Origin of the sequence: Hyphomonas sp., from assembly GCF_041398385.1 — a bacterium.
Classification (GTDB): Bacteria; Pseudomonadota; Alphaproteobacteria; order Caulobacterales; family Hyphomonadaceae; genus Hyphomonas.
In genome coordinates, this window is record NZ_JAWKUW010000001.1 from 770,046 (window position 1) to 793,516 (window position 23,471).

Annotated in this window: 21 protein-coding genes; 13 read left to right on the forward strand and 8 right to left on the reverse strand. The window is 64.5% G+C overall.

What is annotated here, in order from left to right; translation table 11 throughout:
• Nucleotides 1–56: 56 nt before the first annotated feature.
• Complete coding sequence (locus tag R3C13_RS03790) at nt 57–794, forward strand: SDR family oxidoreductase (protein WP_371309460.1); 738 nt, start codon at nt 57–59, stop codon at nt 792–794.
• A 2-nt stretch (nt 795–796) separates the two neighbouring features.
• Here R3C13_RS03790 and R3C13_RS03795 read toward each other — a convergent pair whose 3' ends face one another.
• The 3 genes from R3C13_RS03795 to rsfS all read right to left on the reverse strand — a co-directional run bounded on the left by R3C13_RS03795 (nt 797) and on the right by rsfS (nt 3,305).
• Complete coding sequence (locus R3C13_RS03795; RefSeq protein WP_371309461.1) at nt 797–2,104, reverse strand: TAXI family TRAP transporter solute-binding subunit; 1,308 nt, start codon at nt 2,102–2,104, stop codon at nt 797–799.
• Nucleotides 2,105–2,402: 298 nt separating this feature from the next.
• Complete coding sequence (locus R3C13_RS03800; protein WP_371309462.1) at nt 2,403–2,867, reverse strand: 23S rRNA (pseudouridine(1915)-N(3))-methyltransferase RlmH; 465 nt, start codon at nt 2,865–2,867, stop codon at nt 2,403–2,405.
• Nucleotides 2,868–3,305 (reverse strand): ribosome silencing factor, encoded by a 438-nt coding sequence (gene rsfS / locus R3C13_RS03805; protein WP_371309463.1) that lies wholly within the window; start codon nt 3,303–3,305, stop codon nt 2,868–2,870.
• 165 nt (nt 3,306–3,470) lie between these two features.
• On the opposite strand from rsfS, the gene R3C13_RS03810 reads away from it, so the two are divergent.
• The 4 genes from R3C13_RS03810 to R3C13_RS03825 all read left to right on the forward strand — a co-directional run bounded on the left by R3C13_RS03810 (nt 3,471) and on the right by R3C13_RS03825 (nt 6,127).
• Nucleotides 3,471–4,160 carry a BON domain-containing protein gene (locus R3C13_RS03810; protein WP_371309464.1) on the forward strand — a complete coding sequence of 230 codons (690 nt, stop codon included), beginning with the start codon at nt 3,471–3,473 and terminating at the stop codon, nt 4,158–4,160.
• Between the two features lie 42 nt (nt 4,161–4,202).
• Nucleotides 4,203–5,153 carry a glutathione synthase gene (gshB, locus tag R3C13_RS03815; protein ID WP_371309465.1) on the forward strand — a complete coding sequence of 317 codons (951 nt, stop codon included), beginning with the start codon at nt 4,203–4,205 and terminating at the stop codon, nt 5,151–5,153.
• 28 nt (nt 5,154–5,181) lie between these two features.
• On the forward strand, nt 5,182–5,532 hold the full coding sequence (locus R3C13_RS03820) for a hypothetical protein (RefSeq protein WP_371309466.1): 351 nt from the start codon (nt 5,182–5,184) through the stop codon (nt 5,530–5,532).
• A 190-nt stretch (nt 5,533–5,722) separates the two neighbouring features.
• Complete coding sequence (locus R3C13_RS03825) at nt 5,723–6,127, forward strand: helix-turn-helix domain-containing protein (protein ID WP_371309467.1); 405 nt, start codon at nt 5,723–5,725, stop codon at nt 6,125–6,127.
• A gap of 2 nt (nt 6,128–6,129) precedes the next feature.
• Here R3C13_RS03825 and mutS read toward each other — a convergent pair whose 3' ends face one another.
• Entirely contained in the window at nt 6,130–8,835 is a 2,706-nt protein-coding gene (gene mutS, locus R3C13_RS03830) for a DNA mismatch repair protein MutS (RefSeq protein WP_371309468.1), read from the reverse strand.
• 159 nt (nt 8,836–8,994) lie between these two features.
• On the opposite strand from mutS, the gene R3C13_RS03835 reads away from it, so the two are divergent.
• The 4 genes from R3C13_RS03835 (at nt 8,995) to R3C13_RS03850 (ending at nt 14,956) form a co-directional block, all read left to right on the forward strand.
• Nucleotides 8,995–11,268 (forward strand): NADP-dependent malic enzyme, encoded by a 2,274-nt coding sequence (locus tag R3C13_RS03835; protein WP_371309469.1) that lies wholly within the window; start codon nt 8,995–8,997, stop codon nt 11,266–11,268.
• A gap of 98 nt (nt 11,269–11,366) precedes the next feature.
• Nucleotides 11,367–12,797, forward strand: a complete 1,431-nt coding sequence (locus R3C13_RS03840) for an aldehyde dehydrogenase family protein (protein WP_371309470.1) — start codon at nt 11,367–11,369, stop codon at nt 12,795–12,797.
• Nucleotides 12,798–12,996: 199 nt separating this feature from the next.
• Nucleotides 12,997–13,554, forward strand: a complete 558-nt coding sequence (locus R3C13_RS03845; protein WP_371309471.1) for a hypothetical protein — start codon at nt 12,997–12,999, stop codon at nt 13,552–13,554.
• 154 nt (nt 13,555–13,708) lie between these two features.
• Complete coding sequence (locus R3C13_RS03850) at nt 13,709–14,956, forward strand: multidrug effflux MFS transporter (protein ID WP_371309472.1); 1,248 nt, start codon at nt 13,709–13,711, stop codon at nt 14,954–14,956.
• Here the strand turns inward: R3C13_RS03850 and rimK are convergent.
• Both rimK and R3C13_RS03860 read right to left on the reverse strand, forming a co-directional pair.
• A complete protein-coding gene (gene rimK / locus R3C13_RS03855) occupies nt 14,943–16,361 on the reverse strand; it encodes a 30S ribosomal protein S6--L-glutamate ligase (protein WP_371309473.1) in 1,419 nt (472 codons plus the stop codon). The genes R3C13_RS03850 and rimK overlap by 14 nt on opposite strands.
• A 57-nt stretch (nt 16,362–16,418) precedes the next feature.
• The gene (locus R3C13_RS03860; RefSeq protein ID WP_371309474.1) at nt 16,419–18,413 is read right to left on the reverse strand and encodes a methylmalonyl-CoA mutase family protein; all 1,995 of its coding nucleotides are present in this window, start codon (nt 18,411–18,413) and stop codon (nt 16,419–16,421) included.
• Nucleotides 18,414–18,546: 133 nt separating this feature from the next.
• Here R3C13_RS03860 and R3C13_RS03865 point away from each other — a divergent pair, with 133 nt between their 5' ends.
• Nucleotides 18,547–19,113, forward strand: a complete 567-nt coding sequence (locus R3C13_RS03865) for a hypothetical protein (RefSeq protein ID WP_371309475.1) — start codon at nt 18,547–18,549, stop codon at nt 19,111–19,113.
• A gap of 94 nt (nt 19,114–19,207) precedes the next feature.
• Entirely contained in the window at nt 19,208–19,525 is a 318-nt protein-coding gene (locus R3C13_RS03870) for a SemiSWEET transporter (protein ID WP_371309476.1), read from the forward strand.
• On the opposite strand, the gene R3C13_RS03875 is transcribed toward R3C13_RS03870, so the two are convergent.
• Nucleotides 19,471–20,355, reverse strand: a complete 885-nt coding sequence (locus R3C13_RS03875; protein WP_371309477.1) for an aminotransferase class IV — start codon at nt 20,353–20,355, stop codon at nt 19,471–19,473. The two genes, R3C13_RS03870 and R3C13_RS03875, sit on opposite strands and share 55 nt — an antisense overlap.
• Before the next feature lie 163 nt (nt 20,356–20,518).
• On the opposite strand from R3C13_RS03875, the gene ccrA reads away from it, so the two are divergent.
• Both ccrA and R3C13_RS03885 read left to right on the forward strand, forming a co-directional pair.
• Nucleotides 20,519–21,778, forward strand: a complete 1,260-nt coding sequence (gene ccrA / locus R3C13_RS03880) for a crotonyl-CoA carboxylase/reductase (protein ID WP_371309478.1) — start codon at nt 20,519–20,521, stop codon at nt 21,776–21,778.
• 2 nt (nt 21,779–21,780) lie between these two features.
• A complete protein-coding gene (locus R3C13_RS03885; protein ID WP_371309479.1) occupies nt 21,781–22,137 on the forward strand; it encodes a nuclear transport factor 2 family protein in 357 nt (118 codons plus the stop codon).
• Between the two features lie 3 nt (nt 22,138–22,140).
• Here the strand turns inward: R3C13_RS03885 and R3C13_RS03890 are convergent, their stop codons facing one another.
• Nucleotides 22,141–23,433, reverse strand: a complete 1,293-nt coding sequence (locus R3C13_RS03890) for an adenylosuccinate synthase (RefSeq protein ID WP_371309480.1) — start codon at nt 23,431–23,433, stop codon at nt 22,141–22,143.
• Nucleotides 23,434–23,471 lie beyond the last annotated feature (38 nt).

Here is a 23,471-nt window from a genome sequence, read left to right on the forward strand (position 1 = left end):
TACAAACTCACCCACCTGTTTGAGCATTGCATGGAAAGATGAAGGGAGCGGCAACAATGGCCAATAAACCGGGCGCGGCACTGATCGTAGGAGCGGGCGATGCAACGGGCGGCGCGATTGCGCGGGCCTTCGCGCGCGAGGGGCTGACCGCCTGCATCACGCGGCGGGCACGGCACCTGGATGAGCTTCAGGCCCTCGCGGCTGCCATCGAAGCGGAAGGCCACAAGGCCCGCGCCTTCGGGGTCGATGCCCGGGACGAGGCGGAAACCGTCGCCCTCTTCGACACGATCGAGAAAGAGGTCGGCCCGCTGGAGGCCTGCGTCTTCAATATCGGCGCCAATGTCCGCTTCCCGATCACCGAGATGACCGAACAGGTCTATCGCAAGGTGTGGGAAATGGCCGCCTATGCCGGCTTCCTCATGGGGCGGGAAGCGGCGCGCGTGATGAGCCCGCGCGGGCGGGGCACAATCATCTTCACCGGCGCGACAGCCGCTGTGCGCGGCGGGTCAGGCTTTGCCGCCTTTGCCGGGGCGAAACATGCCCTGCGCGCCCTCGCCCAGTCCATGGCACGGGAACTCGGGCCAAAGGGCATCCATGTCGCCCATGTCGTGATCGACGGGGCGATCGATTCAGCTTTCATCCGCGAGATGTTTCCGGATGCGGACGACCGCCGCGCGCGCGACGGCCTGCTGGTGCCCGACGAGATCGCCAAGAATTATGTCTGGCTGCACAGGCAGCACCGCTCTGCCTGGACGCACGAGCTGGACCTGCGTCCCTGGTGCGAAACCTGGTGAAGTCAGACGCCCACGGCGGGCGCATTGACCGGGGCTTTGGTGTTCATCACCAGCTGCTTGACGAATTCGACATGACTGCGCAGGCGGTAAAGGTCGTCCGTATACGACAACGGCACCTCGACCGTCCCGATCTCCTCCTGAAGGTCTTCGAGTTCCGCGAGGATCTCCTTGCGCTCCTCGGCCGTCGGCTTGGAGCGGCCGCGCTGTTCCAATTCGCGGATGTCCTTGTACCAGACATAGATCTTGCGCCGCACGCGCCAGCGATAGATCGGCGGCGCCGCCCGTACCAGCGGGAACAGAAGTGTCAGAAGCGGGATCGCCAGCACCCAGGCCCGGTCGAGGAAATTCGCCCAGCCGAACGAGAAATAACGGCGCAGGAAGCTCGGCCCGTTCTGGTAAAAGCGCCGCGCCTGGCTGGTCAGCGGCAGGTCCGTCGCGTCCGGGTCGGGCCAGCTGCCGGCCTCGGAAATCAGCGAGCCGTCGCCATGGATCGCAACGGCGGAATCGATCAGCAGCGCCTGGATCGCCGGGTGCAGATCCTTGCTCACCACCAGTTGTGCGACCGGGGCGACCAGCGGCACATCCGCAGACGGAATATCCTTGCCGATGTCCACCACGCCGCGCAGCAGCGTCACCGCCGACAGTGCCTTCTGCCGCCGGGCGAGCGCCGCGGCGCGCGGGAACGGGATCAGGCGCACATCCGCGGACCGCAACAGTTTTTCGACATAAGGCGCTTCGAGCGAAGCAGCGAACGCGGCCGCATCGACCTCGCCCGCCAGAAGCGCATCGGCGGCAGCCGTACCTGACGGCGTCATCTGCGCGCTCGCCGGCCAGCTTCCGCCGAACTCACCCTGCAATTCCAGCGTCAGCGTGCGCGTGCCCGACCCCTGCCCGCCAATCGCGAACCGCACCGTGCGCAGGTCTTCAAAAGCCTGCACCGGGCTGTCGGCGCGCACGAACACCCAGAGCGGTTCCGGAAACAGGCCGCCGAGGGATTGCAACAGCTCACGATCCCGGTCGGTCGCCAGCCCGCCCTGGATCAGGCCGACATCGGCCTCTCCATCGGCCAGCAGGCGCAAATTCTCGACCGACCCGGCCGTGTCGAGCAGCACCACTTCGACGCCCTCGTCCGCCAGCAGGCGCTGATAGCGCTCGGCATAGGCATGATAGGCCCCGCCCGGAGCTCCGGAGGCGAAGCGGATCTTCTTCGGCGGCGCCGGGTCCATGAACATGAACGCCACGATCAGGCCGATCAGGGCGACCGCGATCAGCGGCCAATAGACTTTCAGGAAATCGCGCAAACCGGCCACACAGGCCTCCCGAACCAATGGCTATGACCCACACGTCTAGGCCGGGTCTGGTGCAGGATCAACAAACTGTAAGGGTCTGCCTCCAAATCGCCCCGATCGCGCCCCCGACGCAACCCATTCCGTTTGGAGAGTGTTCATACAGGAAACACGCAACACAGGCCGGAAGGACTCCGCCATGCACACCGCCCCCGCTATCTCCCGCTGGATGTCGCTTGCGACGCTTGGAGCGATTGCGGCCCTGCTCTTCGTCCTCGCCTTCGCGCCCCAGCCTTCGCTCTATGCCGGGTGAACGCAGCGTTCACGCCTTGTGATAAGGCGTGCCGGCGAGGATAGAGACCGCCCGGTAGACCTGTTCGGCCAGCATGACGCGCACAAAGCGGTGCGGCCAGGTCTGCGGCCCGAAGGCCAGCGTGTCCGGCGCGGCCTGTTTCACCGCCTCGCCATAGCCCTCCGCCCCGCCGATCAGGAACACAAGGTCGGGCGTGCCCTGGTCGCGCCATTGGGCGAGCTTCTGCGCAAACGGCTCTGACCCCATCGCCGGGCCGAACTCATCAAGGCGCAGAATGCGCGCGCCTGCCGGGATTTTTTCGAGAATCCGGGCGGCTTCGGCGTCGAGCCCGCCGCCGCCTGCAACCTCGACCTCCTCGATGCCCCGGAATCCGAGGCTGCGCGCCACGGGCCGGGCCCGCTTCACATATTCATCGACAAGATCGCGTTCGGGGCCGGATTTCAGCTTTCCGACCACCAGGAAGATGAGGCGCATTCAGGCCTGGCTGGCTTGCGACGGGACGCGCACGGCATTCGGCGCCCAGATCTTTTCCAGATTGTAGAATTCGCGCACTTCAGGCCGGAACAGGTGAACAATCACGTCCCCGGTATCGATCAGCACCCAGTCGGCATTCGGCATGCCTTCGACGCTGGCCGGGCGACCGGTCAGCTTCTTCACTTCCTGGGCGAGATGATCGGCAAGCGACGCAACGTGTCGACCGGAGCGGCCGGACGCAATGATCATGAAATCAGCGAGCGAGGACTTGCCTTCGAGATCGATGAAAAGGAGGTCTTCGGCCTTGTCATCCTCAAGGGCCTTGGCGAGCGCTTCGGCCAGGGATCGGATGTCTTCAATACTGGCCTGCTTGGCGGGCTGGGGCCGCGGAGCACTGGAAGTCAGGGGTTCAGTTCCTTCTTTTGATGATTTGCCCATAATACCACGTCAGCCCCCCTACAACCAGAAGAAACCATCAGGACTGTCTCGCGCAGCGCCTGCAGCAGCCGGAGCGGCCTTTCCGGCATGTTTTGCCAGAATTTTGCCCTATCCTCGGGATACGAAACAGGCGATCCTGCCCGTTTCTGTTCCGGAGTACCGCCGATGACCCTGCGCCTGCCCGCCCTTCTGCTTGCCGCCCTCCTTCCCCTTTCAGGCTGCGCCGTCGCTGCTGTCGGAGCGGCCGGCGCCGTGGGCGTGACTGCGGTCCAGGACAAGACCTGGGGCGAAGCGCTCGACGACACCACCGCGAGCGCCGAGATCAAGGGCAAGCTGCTGTCCGACGATGCCGAAAAATTCGGCGAGGTGGATGTGGAGGTCGCAAACGGCCTCGTCCTCCTGTCCGGCCGGGTCAACACGCCGGAAGACCGCGTGAAAGCGGAGGGCTTCGCCTGGAGTTCGTCCCGCACCAAGGACGTCGCCAACGAAATCCGGATCGAGCCGCCCGGCGGCTTCCTCGCCAATGTCTCCGACGAGATCATTTCCGGCCGCGTGCGCGCCCGCCTCATCGGCTCCAAGACCGTCAAGAGCGTGAACTACAATGTCGAGACCTATGATGGCGTCGTTTATCTCATGGGCATCGCGCGCAGCCCCGACGAGCTGAAACATGCCGCCGAGGAAGCAAGCTATGTCCGCGGCGTCAAACAGGTCGTGTCCTATGTCCGCATCCGTGAGCCGCATGGCCCGCAACAGGCGGCACCTGCGCCCGCCGGCGACGAGGCCTCTTATCAAAACGGCCCCGATACCTCATATGGGACGGACGCAAACGCCGAACTTCTGGGCGTGAATTACTGACGGGACGCGCCCCGACGCGCTCCCAGAACGGGGAGCGCCTGAATGAGCCTGCGCGTCGCGATCCAGATGGATCCGCTTGAAAACGTCAATATCGACGGCGATACGAGCTTTGCGCTCGCCGAAACGGCGCAGGCGCGCGGCATGGAGATCTTCGTCTACGAGCCGAAGGATATGAGCCTCGAGGGCCGCCGGGTTACCGCCCGCGTCCGCCCGGCCAAGGTTCAGCGCGTCAAAGGCACGCCTGGCATTTTCGGTGAAGCGGTCACGCTGGACCTTGCGAAAGATGTCGATGTCATCCTGATGCGCCAGGATCCCCCTTTCGACCTGTCCTACATCACCGCCTGCCACCTGCTGGAACTGGTCAGCGAAGAGACGCTGGTTCTCAACGATCCGGCCGGCGTGCGCTCCAGCCCGGAAAAGATCCTGCCGCTCCTGTTCGCCGACCTGATGCCGCCGACCCTCGTCAGCCGCGATCCCCGCGCCATCGCCGCTTTCCGCGAAACGCACAAGGACATCATCGTCAAGCCGCTCTACGGCCATGGCGGGGCGGGCGTGTTCCGCCTGAAGCCCGACGATTCCAATCTCGACTCCCTGCTGGAGCTGTTCTTCTCGAAATCGCGTGAGCCGGTCATGGTGCAGGCCTTCCTCCCCGCCGTCAGCGAGGGCGATAAGCGAATCATGCTGGTCGACGGCAAGCCTGTCGGCGCCCTCAACCGGCGCCCTCAGTCCGGGCAGGTGCGCTCCAACCTGGTCGTCGGCGGCACGGCGGAGAAGACCGAACTCAGCGACGCCGACAGGCTTGTCTGCGAGACGATCGGCCCGGAACTCCGGCGCCGCGGCCTCGTGCTGGCCGGCATCGACGTGATCGGCGGGCGCCTCACCGAGATCAATGTCACGTCACCCACAGGCGTTCAGGCAATCAAGCGTCTCAGCGGCATTGATATCCCTGCCATTTTCTGGGACTCTGTGCAGGAGAAGCTTGCACAGCGCTGAGTGCAGGCACATGATCCGGGGCATGAACATGAAATTGATGACCGTTTTCGCCGTTGCGTCGCTTGCCATTGCGGGCGTTGCCTGTTCGGAGTCGAAGTCGAAGCCCGCTGCCGAGGCAGCCGATGCGATGACGGTCGAGTCCGCGGATGCGGGCGGAACGCTCAATCTCTCCATGCCGTCCTCCCTGTCGGACTCAGAGTCCACAGGTGGCACACTCAACCTCAATCTCGGCGGTTCGAATGAAGACGTCCGCCTGATCGGGTCCGGCCAGCTGGCGACCGCGGATTTCGGCGACGTGCCGGAGAGCGATTTCGGGATCGACCTTGATGACGCTCCGGTCGATCCGGATGACGAGATCATCCGCGTAGAGCCGAAATAGGCCCAAATAATTGAAATAATTGAATATTTTTTCGATCGGGCGTCATCCTGAAGGATCTTACGCGCGGCATATTGCTATCTTTAGTAGAAATACTTGGCGAATCTTCTGGTTAACAACACGTTAAAGTTGATTTTTGGCCCCTGACTTGCATGTCCCTGTCCATCTTGGATCGGAACCGGGATGGACTGACATGCCGAACACAAACCAGAATAACGGGCATGATGCTCGCAAGCCGACCGAAGCGGACCGTTTCGTCGGCCTTCAGGTGCGCCAGGCGCGCCGCGAACTGGGCCTTACGCAGGATGCGCTGGCCACGCTGCTGGGAGTGACCTTCCAGCAGATCCAGAAATATGAAGCCGGGCACAGCCGCCTGTCGGCCGGCCGCCTGCGCGACGTCGCCATCGCCCTGCGAAAACCGATCGACTATTTCTACGAGCCGTTCGAAATCGACATGCCGGTGTCACCGGACGCCGAGCGGCGCCTGCAGGTGCAGGATCTCCGCCGGGACGGCAAACGCCTGATCGACCAGATTCACGATGCCATCGACCTGAAGGCGGCGATCCACATCCTTGAAGCACTCGACAGGGCGAACTGATGTTATTCGGAATCCTTGGCCAGATCCTTCATCCGGTAGACGAGATCGAGCGCTTCTCTTGGGGTCAGGCTGTCGGGGTCTACCGCGTCCAGCAGTGACCTGACAGCATCTGCTGCCGGATCGGGGAGTCCCTGGGGGGGCGCCTCGTCCGGCAGCGGTACAGCCGCAAACAAGGGCAACGATTCCGCCGAGGACGGATCGGTTTCGAGCCGTTTGAGGATCTGCGCCGCACGCGCGACGGCCTTCTTGGGAAGGCCCGCGAGCTTCGCCACCTGCACGCCGTAAGACCGGTCGGCCGGGCCCGGCTGAACCTCGTGCAGGAAGACAAGGTCGTTCTTCCACTCCCGCGCCCTGAGCGAGGCATTGGCCGCGCCGGACAGGTCTTCCGCCAGCGTCGTCAACTCATGATAATGCGTGGCGAAGAGCGCGCGGCAGGCATTCGTGGAATGCAGGTGCTCAACCGCCGCCCAGGCAATGGCGAGCCCGTCCCAGGTCGACGTCCCGCGACCGACTTCATCGAGGATGACAAAGCTGCGTGGGCTCGCCTGCGTCAGGATCGCCGCGGTCTCCACCATCTCCACCATGAAGGTCGAGCGCCCGCGCGCAAGGTCGTCCGACGCCCCGACGCGCGAGAACACCCGGTCTGCGAGGCCAAGCCGGATGTTCCGTGCCGGAACGAACAGGCCCGCCTGCGCGAGGATCACCGCCAGTGCCGCCTGCCGCAGATAGGTCGACTTGCCTGCCATGTTCGGGCCCGTCACAAGCAACAGGCGCGGCGCCGTCTCGCCGCCCGCATCGAGCGTCAGCGCATTTGCGGTGAAGCCCTGCCCCTCCTTCTTCAGCGCCGCTTCCACGACCGGATGGCGCAGGCCTTCCGCCTCGAACACCGGTTCCGATTCGATCCGTGGACGGACGGCATCGCACTCGGCCGCCCATGCCGCGGTCGCTGCCGCAACATCGAGGCTGGCAATCGCATCGGCGCTGGCGGAGAGCGCCCTGCTCGCCGCCGAAACCCGCGCGGCGAAATCATCGAAGATCGCCAGCTCGCGTGCTTTCGCCTCTTCCTCGGCCCGCGAGATACGCCCGGCAAGATCGGCGAGTTCGCGTGTCGAGAAACGGGTGTTCCCGGCCAGTGTCTGGCGGTGGATGAAAGTCTCCGACCAGGGTGGCGCCATCAGCGTCTCGCCATGCTTGGCCGGCACGTCCACGAAATAGCCGAGGACATTGTTGAACTTGACCTTCAGCGCCGAAATGCCGGTGTCACTGGCGTAACGCGCCTGCATCCCGGCGATGATCTTGCGGCTGTCGTCGCGCAGCGCCCGCACCTCGTCGAGCGCAGTGTCCCAACCCGGCGCGACAAAGCCGCCATCGCGCGCGAGCACCGGCGGGCTTTCGGCGATCGCCCGCGAAATGTCCGCCGACAGGCCGTCGAGGTCCGGCTGGCGCGCCAGGTCCAGCTGCGCCGCCGCATCCGCGAGGCGCGCCGGCAGCGACACCGCACGGGACAATATGCCGGCCGCCTCGCTCGCCGCCTCAAGCGCTTCGGCGACGGATAACAAGTCTCTTGGGCCCCCGCGCCCGAGATTGAGCCGCGTTCGCGCCCGCTCAAGGTCCGGCGCTTTCTTCAGGCACGCTCGCACGTCTTCCAGCGCCGGCGGCTCCGACGCAAACCACGACGCCGCATCGAGCCGCGCCTCGATCTCCGCCTCGTTCAGCGATGGCCGGGCGAGCCGCGCGGCGAGCAGGCGCGCCCCCGGCGCCGTCACCGTCCGGTCGATCGTTCCGAGCAGCGAGCCCTCCCGTCCACCATTCATCGCGCGGTCGATTTCGAGGCTCGCACGGGTCGCGGGATCGATGGAGAGATGCCCGGTCGGATCCGGACGGCGCGGCTGGTCCAGCCGGATCTCGCCGCCCGCCTGGGTCAGTTTCACATAGTCGAGCAACAGGCCGATGGCGGCAAGTTCAGTGCGCGTGAAGTCACCTAAGGCATCTATTGCGGCAACACCGAAGGCGTCCTTCAGCAGGGCTTCGCCGGTCTTGTGGGTCGCGGCACGGGCCGGGCGCCAGGTCACCGGTGCGGGCGAGGCTTCGCAGGCCGCCGAGATCACCGGCTTTCCGGCATCGGCATCTGCCACCAGCAATTCCGACAGCGGCCAGGCCAGCAGCGCATCGGCAAGCGCCGCCGGGTCCAGCGCGGCGGCCTCGAACCGGCCGGTGGATACATCGCACACCGCGATCGCCCCTTCCGCGCCCCCTCCCCCGATGGCGATGGCGGCCAGCGCCTGTCCCTGCCGGGCCGGCAGCAGCGCCTCCTCGGTCAAGGTGCCGGGCGTGACGATCCGCACGATCTCCCGGTTTACAATGGCTTTTGAGCCGCGCTTCTTTGCTTCGGCCGGGCTTTCGGTCTGCTCGCATACCGCGACCCGGGCACCGGACTTGATCAGCCGGGCAAGATAGCCTTCAGCGGCGTGATAGGGCACGCCAGCCATGGGGATAGGCTGGCCGTCATGTTCTCCGCGCGAGGTCAGTGTAATGTCGAGAATGCGGGCCGCCGCCACTGCATCGTCGAAAAACAGCTCGTAGAAATCCCCCATACGGAAGAAAAGCAGTGCATCCGGCTGCTGGGCCTTGATGGACAAATATTGCGCCATAAACGGCGTCGGCTGGGACGCCTTTGCAGAATCGGGAGCGGTTGCGGTATCAGCCATGGCCGGGGACGCTAACGGTTTGCAAAGGGATTCGCAAAGCATCAGACCAGCCATTCGCTGGCGGAATGCCACAGGACGCTTTTAGCGGTTGGCAGTGCGGGCGGCGCGGCCTAGGGTCCGGCGCCTCATCACAAAATTTTGCAAGCCAGATTCTCCCCCATGACGTCCAAGCGCCCGAGCTTTACCGACCAGGAAGCCCTCGATTTCCACTCCAAGCCGAATGCCGGCAAGATTTCCATGGCGCCGACCAAGCCCATGGGCACCCAGCGCGACCTGTCGCTGGCCTACAGCCCCGGCGTCGCGGTGCCGGTGCTCGCCATCGCAGAGGATGAGGACAAGGCCTACGACTATACGTCGAAGGGCAATCTCGTTGCCGTGATTTCCAACGGCACCGCCATTCTCGGCCTCGGCAATCTCGGCCCGATGGCGTCGAAGCCGGTGATGGAAGGCAAGTCGGTCCTGTTCAAGCGCTTTGCCGACATCGACAGTTTCGATGTCGAGGTCAGCACCACCGACGCCGAAGACTTCATCCGCACCGTGCGCAACATCGGCGACACCTGGGGCGGCATCAACCTCGAAGACATTTCCGCGCCCGACTGTTTCATCATCGAAAGCCGGCTGCGCGAGGAACTCGACATCCCGGTCTTCCATGACGACCAGCACGGCACGGCCATCATCGCCACCGCCGGCCTCATCAATGCCTGCCTTATCACCGGGCGGAAGCTCTCCGACGTGAAGGTCGCCGTCTCCGGCGCCGGCGCGGCGGGCCTCTCCTGCGCGGGCCTCATCCGCCATCTCGGCGTCAAGGCCGAGAACATCCTGATGTGCGACACTGCGGGCGTCGTCTATGAAGGCCGCACCGAGAAGATGGACCAGTTCAAGTCCGCCTTCGCCGTGAAGACCAAGAAGCGGACGCTGGCGGAGGCCATGGAGGGCGCTGACGTCTTCCTCGGCCTCTCGGTCAAGGGTGCAGTGACCAAGGACATGGTCAAGTCGATGGCAAAGAACCCCATCATCTTCGCCATGGCCAATCCGGACCCGGAAATCACGCCGGAAGACATCAAGTCGGTCCGCGACGACGCCATCATCGCCACCGGCCGGTCGGACTATCCGAACCAGGTCAACAATGTCCTCGGCTTCCCCTACATCTTCCGCGGCGCCCTCGATGTACGCGCCCGCGGCATCAATGAGGAAATGAAGGTCGCCTGCGCGCAGGCCATCGCCGAACTGGCTCGCGAGGACGTGCCGGACGAAGTCGCCGCCGCCTATCACGGCTCGCGTCCTACGTTTGGCCGCGACTACATCATCCCGACGCCGTTCGATCCGCGCCTGATCAGCTTCATTCCGCCTTTCGTGGCGCAAGCCGCGATGGACACAGGCGTTGCCCGCAAGCCGATCGCCGACATGGATGCCTACCGCGCCTCGTTGAAGCGCCGGGCCGATCCGGCCGCAGCCTTCCTCGAAGGCGTGCAGGCCCGCTGCAAGGAACTCCAGCGCCGCATCGTCTTCGCCGAGGGCGAAGAGCCTTCCGTCGTGCGCGCCGCCTACAGCTTCAAGAACCAGGGCCTCGGCCATCCCATCCTGATCGGCCGCGAGGCGCAGGTCGAAGCGACGATGGAACTGATGGGCGTGCCGTCCGGCTCGCTCGAGATCATCAATGCCCGCCTGTCGGACAACAATCCGGTCTATACGGATATGCTGTACGCCCGCTTGCAGCGCGAAGGCTACCTGAAGCGCGACGTGCAGCGGCTCGTGAACCAGGACCGCAACGTCTTCGGCTGCTGCATGCTGAAAAATGGCGACGCCGACGGCATGGTCACCGGCGTCACCCGGAACTATGACGTGGCGCTCAAGGACGCACAGATGGTCTTGGACCCTATCCCCGGCCAGGCCGTGATCGGCATGTCCATGGTAATCAACCGCGGCAAGACCGTCTTCATCGCCGACACCAGCGTCACCGAACTTCCGCAGGGCGAGGAACTCGCCAGCATCGCCATCGAAGCGGCCCGCGCCGTGGCTTCGGTCGGTTTCGTGCCGCGTGTGGCGTTCCTCTCCTACTCCACTTTCGGCAATCCGATGGGCGAGCGCGGCGAGAAAGTGCGCAAAGCCGTCGCAATCCTCGACCAGATGGAAGGCATCGACTTCGAATACGAAGGCGACATGAACGCCGATGTGGCGCTCAACCCGAACCACTGGATGCTGTATCCCTTCTCCCGCCTCAAGGGCCCGGCCAATGTGCTGGTCATGCCGGCGATCCATGCCGCGTCGATCTCCACCAAACTGCTGGAATCGATGAGCCGTGCGACCGTGATCGGCCCGATGCTGCTTGGCCTCGAAAAACCGGTCCAGATTGCCTCGCTCGGCGCGACCGTCGGCGACATCGTCAATCTGGCGACGATTGCCGCCTATGACGTGGACCGTGTTCACGGCTGAGTGAAGCCCTACCTTTCCTAGCGTCAGGACTCGCAGGGCGCGGGTCGCTCCCCTATACTTGTCTGCAAAGGCAAAAACCCAAGGGAGGCCCGAGCGGCATGAAAGAATATCTCAAATTCTACATCAATGGTGAATGGGTCGACCCCGTCACGCCGCGCACGCTCGAAGTCGAGAACCCCGCGCTGGAAGAAAACTTCGCCGTCATTTCGCTCGGCTCCAAGGCCGATGTGGACAAGGCGGTTGCCGCGGCCAAGGCGGCCTTCCCCGCCTTCTCGCAGACCAGCGTGGAATACCGCGCCGAGCTGCTCGACAAGATCACCGCCGGCATCCAGAAGCGCATCCCGGAACTGGCTGAAGCCATCTCCAGCGAAATGGGCGCCCCGGCCTGGCTCGCCAATGCCGCGCAGGTGCCTGCCGGCATGGGCCATTTCGCCACCACAGCGGCGATCCTGCGGAACTACAAATGGGAAGAGCTGAAAGGCACGACCCTCCTGCGGAAAGAACCGATCGGCGTCTGCGGGTTCATCACGCCCTGGAACTGGCCGCTGAACCAGATCGCCTGCAAGGTCGCTCCGGCCCTCGCCGCCGGCTGCACCATGGTGCTGAAGCCGTCGGAAATCGCGCCGCTTGATGCCTACATCTTCGCCGAAATCCTGCATGAGGCCGGCGTCCCGAAAGGCGTGTTCAACCTCGTCAACGGTGATGGGCCCGGCGTCGGCTCCGCCCTCTCCTCGCACCCGGATGTCGACATGGTCAGCTTCACCGGCTCGACCCGTGCCGGCGTGCTGGTGGCGCAGGCCGCAGCCCCGACCGTCAAGCGCGTCGCCCAGGAACTCGGCGGCAAGAGCCCGAACATCGTCCTGCCGAATGCCGACCTGAAAAAGGCCGTCACCGGCGGCGTCATGCACATGATGAACAATACGGGCCAGTCCTGTAACGCGCCGTCGCGCATGTTCGTGCAGAAGGACCAGCAGGCCGAAGCCATCGCCATCGCCAAGGCCGCAGCAGAATCCGTGAAGGTGATGATGCCGTCGGAAGGCACGCCGGGCTCCATCGGCCCGATCTCGAACGGCACCCAGTGGCAGAAGGTCCAGGATCTGATCCAGAAGGGCATCGACGAGGGCGCAACCCTCGTTGCCGGTGGCCCCGGCCGCCCGGAAGGCTTCAACAAGGGCTACTTCACCCGTCCCACAGTGTTTGCGAATGTCACCAATGACATGACCATCGCGCGCGAGGAAATCTTCGGGCCGGTGCTCTGCATCCTGCCTTATGACGATGTCGAGGATGCCATCGCCATGGCCAACGACACGGTCTACGGCCTTGCCGGTTATGTGCAGGGTCCGGAAGAAGATGCCTACAAGGTGGCCAACCGCATCCGCGCCGGCCAGATCAATGTCAACGGCGCACCGCCGGACTTCGCCGCGCCGTTCGGCGGCTACGGCCAGTCGGGCAATGGCCGCGAATGGGGCGAGATGGGCTTTGAGGAATTCCTCGAAACCAAGGCCGTCATCGGCTACAAGGCCGCCTGATCTCTGGCACCAGACGAATGAAAAAGGGCGGCCCCGGCCGCCCTTTTTTGTGCCCCCGATCACCTATTTGTGTCCGCTCATCCCCCGGATATTCAAGTTACATTCAGACAGGTCAGCTTTATATCAGCTGATATAGGTAATCCTGTTTCAGGCTGGTCAGGGGACCGGCTCGAAGACTCGCTCCGGAGGTTTATGCCCCATGCCCAGACTCAAGATCGCCGCGGGGCTCGCTGCCCTTGCCATGCTCGGCGCCTGCGCCACTGCCACGCCTTACCAGCCGGCGATGACGTCCAGCATGGGCTATTCGGAGCTGAAGATCGAAACCAACCGGTTCCAGGTCCAGTTCGCCGGCAACAGCCTGACCGACCGCAAAACGGTCGAGACCTACCTGCTTTATCGCGCGGCGGAGCTGACGAAGCTGAACGGTTACGACCATTTCCGCGTCGTGCGCCGCGATACGGATGCCGATAGCCGGATGGTGGCGGTCGGCGGAGCCGGTTCGCCCTTCTACAACCACTTCTATCTCGACTATTACTATTTCAGCCCGCGCGCACCGATCTATCGCTCGCGCTTCTACGATCCCTTCTATGACCCGTTCTGGGGCGCGCCGACAGAATACCGGGAATCCACCCGCTATGTCGCGACCGCCGAGATCCTGATGGGCAAGGGCGAGAAGCCCGACGATGCGGCCTATTTCGACGCGGATGAAGTGATCATGAATCTCAGCGGCACCATCATGCGGCCGGACGAAGGCTGATCAGGCCCCGCCCCCTCCTCTTCAAAGCCCCGCTCCGGCGGGGCTTTTCACTTTCTGACGAAAATGCCGCTGCCGCTCTGGCCAAACCGGCCGGACCGGCCCAGATAGCCCGGCTGGACACGGTTTGATCGAAGGGGTGCACAGGGTGCCTGACATGCAGAACATGGCGCCGCACTCAGACGCACCCGGCCGGCCCATTCCGGGGCGCAGCGAACTCGTTGTGATGATCGCCGGCCTGATGGCGATGAATGCCCTCGCCATAGACATCATGCTGCCGGCGCTGAACCAGATCGCGCACGATGTGGGCCTCACCTCGGCGGGCGTCGAAAGCGACAATCGCCAGCAGCTGATCATCTTCGCCTATGTGCTGGGCTTCGGCGCGCCGCAGATCCTCTGGGGGCCGATCACCGACCGCTTCGGGCGGCGCATGCCGCTTTTCGTCAGCCTGACCGGTTATATCGTGACGGCGGTCCTCTGCATCGCGATCCGTGAATTCCACATGCTGCTGGCCGCCCGCTTCGTGCAGGGCGTCTTCGCGTCAGGCGCCCGGCTCGTCGCCACCTCAGTGGTGCGCGACCTATTCGCCGGACGCCAGATGGCGCGGTTCATGTCACTGGTCATGACGATCTTCATGATCATTCCGATCATCGCCCCGGCCATCGGCCAGATCGTCCTGTTCGTTGGCCCCTGGGAATGGATTTTCGGCGCCCTGGTGATCTTCGGCATCGTCATGCTTGGATGGACCTTTGCCCGGCTTCCGGAAACGCTGCCGGTTGCGCGGCGCCGGCCACTCAACCTCAGCAATGCGCTGGCAGCCTATAACGAAGTCATCCGCACGCCGGTCACATTCGGATACATGTGCGCCTCCGGCATCGTGTTCGGGGCGCTGTTTTCCTTCATCGCAAGCTCGGAGCAGATCTTCCGCGAAGTGTTCCACCGGCACGATGATTTCGCGCTCTGGTTCGCGGGCGTCGCGATCATGATGGCGGGCGCGAACTTCACCAATTCACGCCTTGTCGAAAAGCTTGGCATGCGGAGAATCAGCCATTCCGCGCTGATCCTGTTCACGCTCCTGTCGGCTGCGTCCGCCCTGCTGACCCTTGTTTTCGGAGAAAGCCTGGCGCGCTTCTACCCCATGTTCATTCTCACCTTCGCCTGCTTCGGTCTGATGGGATCGAACTTCTCGGCGCTGGCGATGGAGCCGCTGGGCAAGATCGCGGGCACAGCCTCGGCCGCCTACGGATTCGCGACGACGACGGTGGCCAGCCTCATCGGCATGGCCATAGGCAGCCAGTACAATGGCACGACCGTGCCCCTCATGCTCGGCTTTGTCTGTCTCGGCGTCTGCTCGCTGGCCGTCATCCTCATCACCGAAAAGGGACGCCTCTTCAGTTCACGTTGATCCGGCGGCTTGGTCGGCCCAGCGCCTCGCGGTCGCGGGACAAGGGGCGCACCTGCCGCTCGACATGCTGGATGATCAGCGCGGCGATGTCCTTGCCGGTTGCCTTTTCGATGCCTTCGAGGCCGGGCGAGGAATTCACCTCCAGCACTTTCGGACCCTCAGACGTCTGAAGAAGGTCGACACCCGCTACATTGAGGCCCAGCACCTTCGCCGCCTCCCGCGCCGTGTCGCGCTCGGCAGCGGTGAGGCGGATATTGGAGGCGGTACCACCGCGGTGCAGGTTCGAGCGGAACTCACCCTTCTGCGCCTGCCGCTTCATCGCGCCGACCACCTTGTTGCCGATGACGAAGGCGCGCACATCGGCGCCCGCCGCCTCGGCCACGAATTCCTGAACGAGGAAGTCCGCATCGAGCCCGCGGAATGCGTCGACCAGGCTCTCCGCCGCCTTGCGCGTCTCGGCCAGCACCACGCCGCGCCCCTGCGTCGAGGTCAGCAGTTTCAGGACCACCGGCGTCCCGTCGACGAGGTCGATCAGGTCTTTGGTATCCTTCGGGCTGTGGGCGAAGGCCGTCACAGGCATCGCAATGTTCGCGCGCGCCAGCAGCTGCTGGGCCAGCAGCTTGTCGCGCGACCGGCCGATCGACCCGGCGCCATTCAAGCAGAACGCCCCCGTATTCGAGAACTGCCGCAGCACGGCCATGCCATAGTCGGTGATCTTCGCCCCGATGCGGGGGATGACCGCATCGTATCGCGGCAGCGCCTTGCCGTCATAATGCACGGTTGGATAGAGCGTGCCGATCTGCATGTAACAGCGCGCCGTGTCGATCGTCTCGATGACATGCCCGCGGGCCCGCGCCGCCTCGACCAGACGGCGGGAGGAATAATTGTTCGGCTCCCGCGTCAGCAGCGCAATCCGCAGCGGCCGTTTCACCGGCGTCTTTTTCGGCAGGCCCTTATAAAGGTCGTAGGACAATTCCGGCATGCGGAAGGATTCATTTGCGTCCACCACCATGTCCGGCTGGATCGCCCCGCGCCCGAACAGCATCCGGTAGGTCATCGTCTCGCGGTTCGACAGTGTCAGCTGGATCGGGAAGCGGCGTGTGCCCATCTCGACCACAGTCTCGATGACGTAACGCAGCTCCGTCACGCCATTGGAACTCGTTACTTCCCGCCGGTCCACCACCGGGGCCGAACAGGTCACTTCCAGCGACGGATCGTTCGGGTCCGGCTGGATCAGGAACCGCACCTGCGGATTGGCAGGCGGGCCGAACGGCTCGATCACGCTGGCATGCAGCGCCGAGGTCTTCGCGCCGGTGTCGATCTTGGCCTTGATCGCCGGCAGGCCGAGGTCTGGCAGGGACAGCCATTCCTCCCAACCGAGTTCAAAAGGAGCGTTCTTCGGCATGGCCGGGTTCCTTCAAAGCGAAGGACTCGCTTAGCCGTCCTCAGCAGGCCGGGCAACTCAGCCTTTCACGAGCCAGGCCTTCTCGACAATGCCGACCACGTCGCCCATGATTTCGGTGATCCTGAAATCCTTGGGCGTATAGATGCGGGCGACGCCCATCTGGCGCAGGGCCCGTGCATCTTCCGGCGGGATAATGCCGCCGACGACGACCGGCACATGGTCGAGGCCAGCCTTGCGGAGTTCGGCGAGCGTCTCGCGCACGAGGTCCAGATGGCTGCCCGAGAGGATCGAGAGGCCGACCACATGCGCGTCGGCCGCCTTGGCCTGCGCCGCAATCTCGGCCGGGGCGAAGCGGATGCCTTCATAGACGACATCCATGCCGACTTCCCTGCCCCGCGCGGCGATCTGTTCGGCGCCGTTGGAGTGGCCGTCGAGGCCCGGCTTGCCGAGCACATAGGTGAGCCGCCGGCCAAGCGCCTTCGACACACGGTCAACATCCTTGCGCACCGCTTCGATGTCTTCCTCGCCGGAGGACGTCACAACCAGCGCGACCCCGGTTGGCCCGCGATATTCGCCGAAGACTTCGCGCATCGCCGTTCCCCATTCGCCGGTCGTCACGCCGGCCTTGGCGCAGGCGATGGACGGCTCCATGATATTGACCCCGTCCTTCGCTGCGGCCTTGAGGGCATGCAACGCCGCATTGGCGGCTTTCGTGTCGCGCGTCGCACGCCAGTTCATCAGCTCACGGACCTGCATCATCTCTTCCGCCGGATCGACCGTCTGAATGGCACCGTCGCCTGCGCCCAGCGGGCTTGCCTCACTCTCCGTGTACCGATTGACGCCGACGACGGTGAGATTGCCGGCCTCGATCGCCTTGACGCGCTCGATATGCGCGCCGACCAGGCTCTCCTTCATATAGTCGATGGAGTTTGTCGCCCCGCCGCGTTCGTCGATCTTCGCCAGTGTGGCGCGGGCAAGCTCTTTCAGCTCATCCGTCTTGCCTTCAACCACATGGCTGCCGTCGAACAGGTCTTCATATTCGAGGAGGTCTGTCTCATAGGCGAGAATCTGCTGCAGGCGGAGCGACCATTGCTGGTCCCAGGGCCGCGGCAGGCCGAGCGCCTCGTTCCAGGCCGGCAGCTGAAGCGCCCGGCAGCGGGCTTTCTTGGACAGCGTGACGGCGAGCGCCTCGATCAGGATGCGATAGACATTGTTTTCCGGCTGCGGCTCGGTCAGGCCCAGCGAGTTCACCTGCACGCCATAGCGGAAGAGCAGCGCCTTCGGATCGGTGACGCCATAGCGCTCGCGGCCGATCTCTTCCCAGAGTTCCACAAAGGCACGCATCTTGCAAAGTTCTGTTACGAAACGCACTCCCGCATTGACGAAGAAGGAGATGCGGCCGAACACGATATCAAAGTCTGATTCCGGAACTTGCCCGCCAGCTTTGACGCGGTCCAGAACTGCAATCGCCGTCGCCAGCGCATAGGCGAGCTCCTGTTCCGGCGTCGCGCCCGCTTCCTGCAGATGGTAGGAGCAGACATTCATCGGATTCCACTTCGGCACCTCGGTATAGCACCAGGTCACCATGTCGGAGATCAGCCGCATCGACGGCTCCGGCGGGAACACATAGGTGCCGCGCGAGAGGTATTCCTTGACGATGTCGTTCTGCGTTGTGCCGAGCAGTTTCTTGCGGTCGTCGCCGCGTTCGTCGGCCAGCGCCACATACAGCGCCAGCAGCCAGGCCGCCGGCGCATTGATCGTCATGGACGTGTTCATCTGCTCCAGCGGCAGTTCGGCCATCAGCTCGCGCATGTCGCCGAGATGCTTGACCGGCACGCCAACCTTGCCGACTTCGCCCCGCGCCAGGATATGGTCGGCGTCATAGGCCGTCTGCGTCGGCAGGTCGAAGGCGATGGAGAGGCCCGTCTGACCCTTGGCGAGGTTCATCCGGTAGAGTTCGTTCGACTTCTTCGCCGTCGAATGGCCGGCATAGGTGCGGAAGATCCACGGCCGGTCAGGGGCGTGCTGAATAGGAGTGTGGCTATCGGCCATGCGGTGCGCCTCCCCGCGCAAACTTTTCTGCTGCGGCGCAACATGCCCGCCCGGCCTGCGGCTGACAAGCGGCACTATGGCCACACCTTGGTCTTGCGCCCGGCGCCTTGCAGCTGCAGGGCAGGTGGGCCACATGCAGTCCATGACGAACCTTCCGCCAGACCCGCTGTCTCCCGGCCAGATCCAGCTCGCGCTGCGCCTGCGCCTTCTGTCGCTGTTCGCGTTCCCTGCCGCCGCGGCGCTCGCCGCCGTGCTCGAACGCAGCTTCCTGGTCCTGCTCCTTCTGGCCGCGGGAATGATGCTGGTCTCGTGGATCGAGCGCACACGGTTCCTTCGCGCGGCCGGCGAGACACGCCTGCCCGATCCCGGCGCCTTCTGGCCGGGATTTGCCGTGCGAACCGGCCTGCTTCTGGGCATCTTCGTGGTTACCCTGGGCCTCCTTGCACTGTTCCGCGACACGGCCCTGGCGCGCGGTTTCGGCTGGATCGACCTTCTCCTCGCCGGGGGCACGACAGCCATCGTCTACGGCATGAACGCCTGGAGCGCGCGCCTTGCCGCGACCGAGGCGAATTTCATCGTCACCCAGCTGAAAGCGCCTTTCGCGCCCGGCCACGCGCCTGGCTCAGGCGCCGGCCCATCCCAGGGTCCGGCCAACCGCCCAGACGACATCATCGAAGGCGAGTTCCGCGACCTCGATTAGTCATGCAGTTTCGCATGTGACTCACGCTGAAACAGGCGTTTCAGCCCGCTCGCGCATGAGCTATGTTAGCGATACCGTGTTGGAGCCCTCCCCCATGACCCAATTCATCGAAGCCGTCGGAATCGTTGCTGCGCTTTTGACAACGTTGTCTTTTCTGCCGCAGGCCCTGCTCGTCCTGCGCACGCGGAACACCGACGGCATTTCCCTCGCCATGTACGCCATGTTCACCAGCGGCGTTGCCGGCTGGCTCGCCTATGGCCTGATGAGCGGCGCGATGCCGGTGATCCTAGCCAATGCCGTGACGCTTCTGCTGGCCAGCACGATCCTGGCCCTCAAGGTCCGCGCCGTTCTTGCCGCTCAGCCGAGCGCCCATGGCGCCACCTTCGCCACATCGGCTCCCATCGCCTCGTAATAGAGGCGCTGGATCCGCCGGGTCACGCGGCCCGGCCGGCCATCCCCGACGGGCCGTCCGTTCAATGCGATCACGGGTGCGATCATTGCGCCAGCCGACGAGGTGAAGGCTTCTGCCGCGCCTTGCGCCTCTTCCGGCGTGAAGGCCCGCTCGACCAGTTCGATGCCGGTGCCCTCCAGCAGCGACAAAACGCCCGCCCGCGTAATTCCCGGCAGGATGGATGGCGACAGCTCCCGCGTGATGAGCCGCCCCTCGGCATCGACGATCCACGCATTGGCCGAGGCCGCCTCCGTCACCTTTCCGCCTTCCACGAGGAAGGCCGTCTCGGCGCCTTCGCCCTTCGCGGCCCGATAGGCCAGCGCCTGGCTCAGCAGCTGGACTGTCTTCATGTCGCGCCGCTTCCAGCGCGTATCGTCCATGAAGATCGCGCGGATGCCGTCGCGCGCCACCTCGCCGATCAGCGGCTTTGAGTCCGCATAGAGAAACACGGTCGGCGCGAACGTCTCCGGCCCGGCGAAATCGCGCATCCCGTAGGCGCCGGCCGTCACTTCAAGGTAAACCAGCCCCTCTTCCAGCCCGTTCCGGTCGATCAGCTCCAGGTGCAGGTTGGCCCAGGCATCGTCCGTATAGGGATTGGGAATGTCGATCCCCGCCAGCGTGCGATCAAGGCGCGCCAGATGCCCTTCAAGGTCGATGAAGCGTCCGTCATACACCGCCGTCACTTCATAGGCGGCATGGGCGAACAGGAACCCGCGGTCGAAAGGCGAAATCGCTGCTTCGCCCGTCGGACGAAATGTCCCATTGAGGAAGACCGTCTGGCCGATTGTCATTTTGTCACGCTCCTCGCGTCATTTTGTGCACCGCAACAAAAAATCTTGCATCGGGGCAATCATGACGCCAAGGTGACGCGAGCCGGGGGCCTTGTGAAGTCACGCGAAAGACCGTGTCTCGGGGCAGCCCTTGGGAAGAAACATGAAGGAGGGCCCTTCCGAAATGAGCCGGGAAGTCAAAGACATATACGAAATGGGCGAGATTCCGCCCGAATTCCATGTCCCCAAAATGATGCACGCCTGGGCGATCCGCCGCGAGCGCCATGGCCGGCCGGGCACGGCCATGCAGGTCGAGCAGGTGCCGGTGCCGGAGATCGATTCCGACGAAGTCCTCGTCCTCGTGATGGCCGCAGGTGTCAACTATAACGGCGTCTGGGCGGCGCTCGGCGAGCCGGTCTCCCCTTTCGACGGCCACAAGCAGCCTTATCACATCGCCGGCTCCGACGCCGCCGGCATCGTCTGGGCCGTGGGCCGCAAGGTGACCCGCGTGAAGCCCGGCGATGAAGTCGTCATCCACTGCAACCAGGACGATGGCGACGACGAGGAATGCAATGGCGGCGACCCGATGTTCTCGCCCAGCCAGCGGATCTGGGGCTATGAGACGCCGGACGGCGCCTTCGCCCAGTTCACCCGCGTGCAGGCCCGCCAGTGCATGCCGCGCCCAAAGCACCTCACCTGGGAAGAAAGCGCCTGCTACACGCTGACGCTGGCCACCGCCTACCGGATGCTGTTCGGCCACCGCCCGCACATCCTGAAGCCGGCCGACAATGTGCTGGTCTGGGGCGCGTCCGGCGGCCTTGGCAGCTTCGCGGTCCAGCTCTGTGCCGTCACCGGCGCGCACGCCATCGGTGTCGTCTCTTCCGAAGACAAGCGCGACTATGTCCTCAGCCTCGGTGCCAAGGGCGTGCTGAACCGCAAGGACTTCAATTGCTGGGGCCAGCTGCCCACGGTCAACGGCCCGGAATTCGCCGACTACATGAAAGAGAGCCGCAAGTTCGGCAAGGCGATCTGGGACATCACCGGCAAGAAAGACGTCGACATGGTGTTCGAGCATCCGGGCGAGTCGACCTTTCCGGTCTCGGTCTTCGTGGTGAAGCGCGGCGGCATGGTGGTAATCTGCGCCGGCACGACGGGCTTCAACCTCACCATGGATGCCCGCTTCCTCTGGATGCGCCAGAAGCGCGTGCAGGGCAGCCACTTCGCCAACCTGAAACAGGCCTCCGCCGCCAACGAGCTCGTCATCAACCGGCGTATCGACCCCGGCATGTCGGAAGTCTTCCCCTGGGCCGACATCCCGGCCGCACATGAGAAGATGCTCGACAACAAGCACCTGCCCGGAAACATGGCCGTGCTCGTGACGGCACCGAAGCCGGGCCTGCGCACGGTGGAAGACATCCTGGAAGTCACCGGACAGGCTGGCTGATCATGCTCACCCGCGCCTTCGCGGAGGAGTTTGCAAACGACTGGCTGTCGGCATGGAACGACCGGGATATCGACCGTATCCTGTCGCACTATGCCGACGACGTCGTCTTCCACAGCCCGCGCATCTCGCTCGTGATGGGCAATGATGCCACCTGCGTCAAAGGCAAGAAGGCGCTGCAGGCCTACTGGACCACGGCGTTGGGCAGCGCGCCGCAGCTTTTCTTCGCGCTCGACGACGTACTCGTCAGCTCGGACGCTGTCACCATTCTGTACACGAACCACCGTGAGCAGCAGGTCGCCGAAACCTTCCTCTTCAACGAGGAAGGTGAGGTCTACCTGTCGGTCGCGGCCTACCGCTGAGGCTCAGCCTTCAAACGGATCGCGCATGAGGATCACATCCTCGCGTTCCGGGCTGGTCGAGACCAGTGCGCAGGGCTTGCCGACGAGTTCTTCGAGGCGCCGGACATATTTCACCGCCTCCGCCGGCAGGTCGACCCAGCTGCGCGCGCCGCGCGTCGAGCCCGTCCATCCGGGCAGCGTCTCGTACACCGGCTCCACCGCTGCCTGATCCGTCAGCCCGGCCGGGAAATAGTCGATTTCCTGCCCATTCAGGCGATAGGCGACGCACACCTTGATCTCGTCGAACCCGTCCAGCACGTCGAGCTTGGTCAGCGCGAGCCCGCTCACGCCCGAGGTTGCGCAGGCCTGCTTGACCATCACCGAGTCGAACCAGCCGCAGCGCCGCGCCCGGCCGGTATTGGTGCCGAACTCATGGCCCACCGTGCCCATGCGCTGGCCGATCTCATTGTCCTGCTCGGTCGGGAACGGCCCGGCGCCGACGCGCGTCGTGTAGGCCTTCGCAAGCCCCAGCACATAGGAAATCGCGCCGGGTCCGACGCCCGAACCCGCAGACGCATTGCCCGCCACCACATTCGACGAGGTCACGAAGGGATATGTGCCGTGGTCGACGTCCAGCATCACGCCCTGCGCACCTTCGAACAGGATGCGGCGCCCGGCGCGCACCTTCTCGTCCAGAACTTTCCAGACCGGCTGGGCATAGGCGAGGATCTGCGGTGCGATCTTCAGCAGCTCCGCCTTCAGCGCCTCGCCATCCGGCTCCGGCAGGTCCAGCCCCGCGCGCAGCGGACGGTGATGCGCCAGCAGGCGCTCGATTTTCATGTCGAGGGCGGCAGGGTCGGCCAGGTCCGCGACGCGGATCGCCCGGCGGCCAACGCGGTCTTCATAGGCCGGGCCGATGCCGCGTTTCGTCGTGCCGATCTGCGCGGCGCCGAGCGCGCCTTCACGGGCCGCATCGATGTCCTTGTGCCAGGGCAGGATCAGCGAGGCATTGTCGGCCAGAACGAGGCTCTCGGGTGAAACTTCCACCCCCTGCCCCCGGATCCCTTCGATCTCGGTCAGCATGTGCCACGGATCGACCACGACGCCATTGCCGATCACCGACAGCTTGCCGCCGCGCACGAGGCCAGACGGCAGCAGCGCCAGCTTGAACACCTTGCCGTCAATTACCAGCGTGTGGCCGGCATTGTGCCCGCCCTGGAAGCGGACCACCACGTCGGCCCGGCTCGACAGCCAGTCGACAATCTTGCCCTTGCCCTCGTCGCCCCACTGGGCGCCTACGACCACAACCCCTGCCATGTGCCGCTCCTCAATCGTTCGCGGCCCATGGGCAGGAT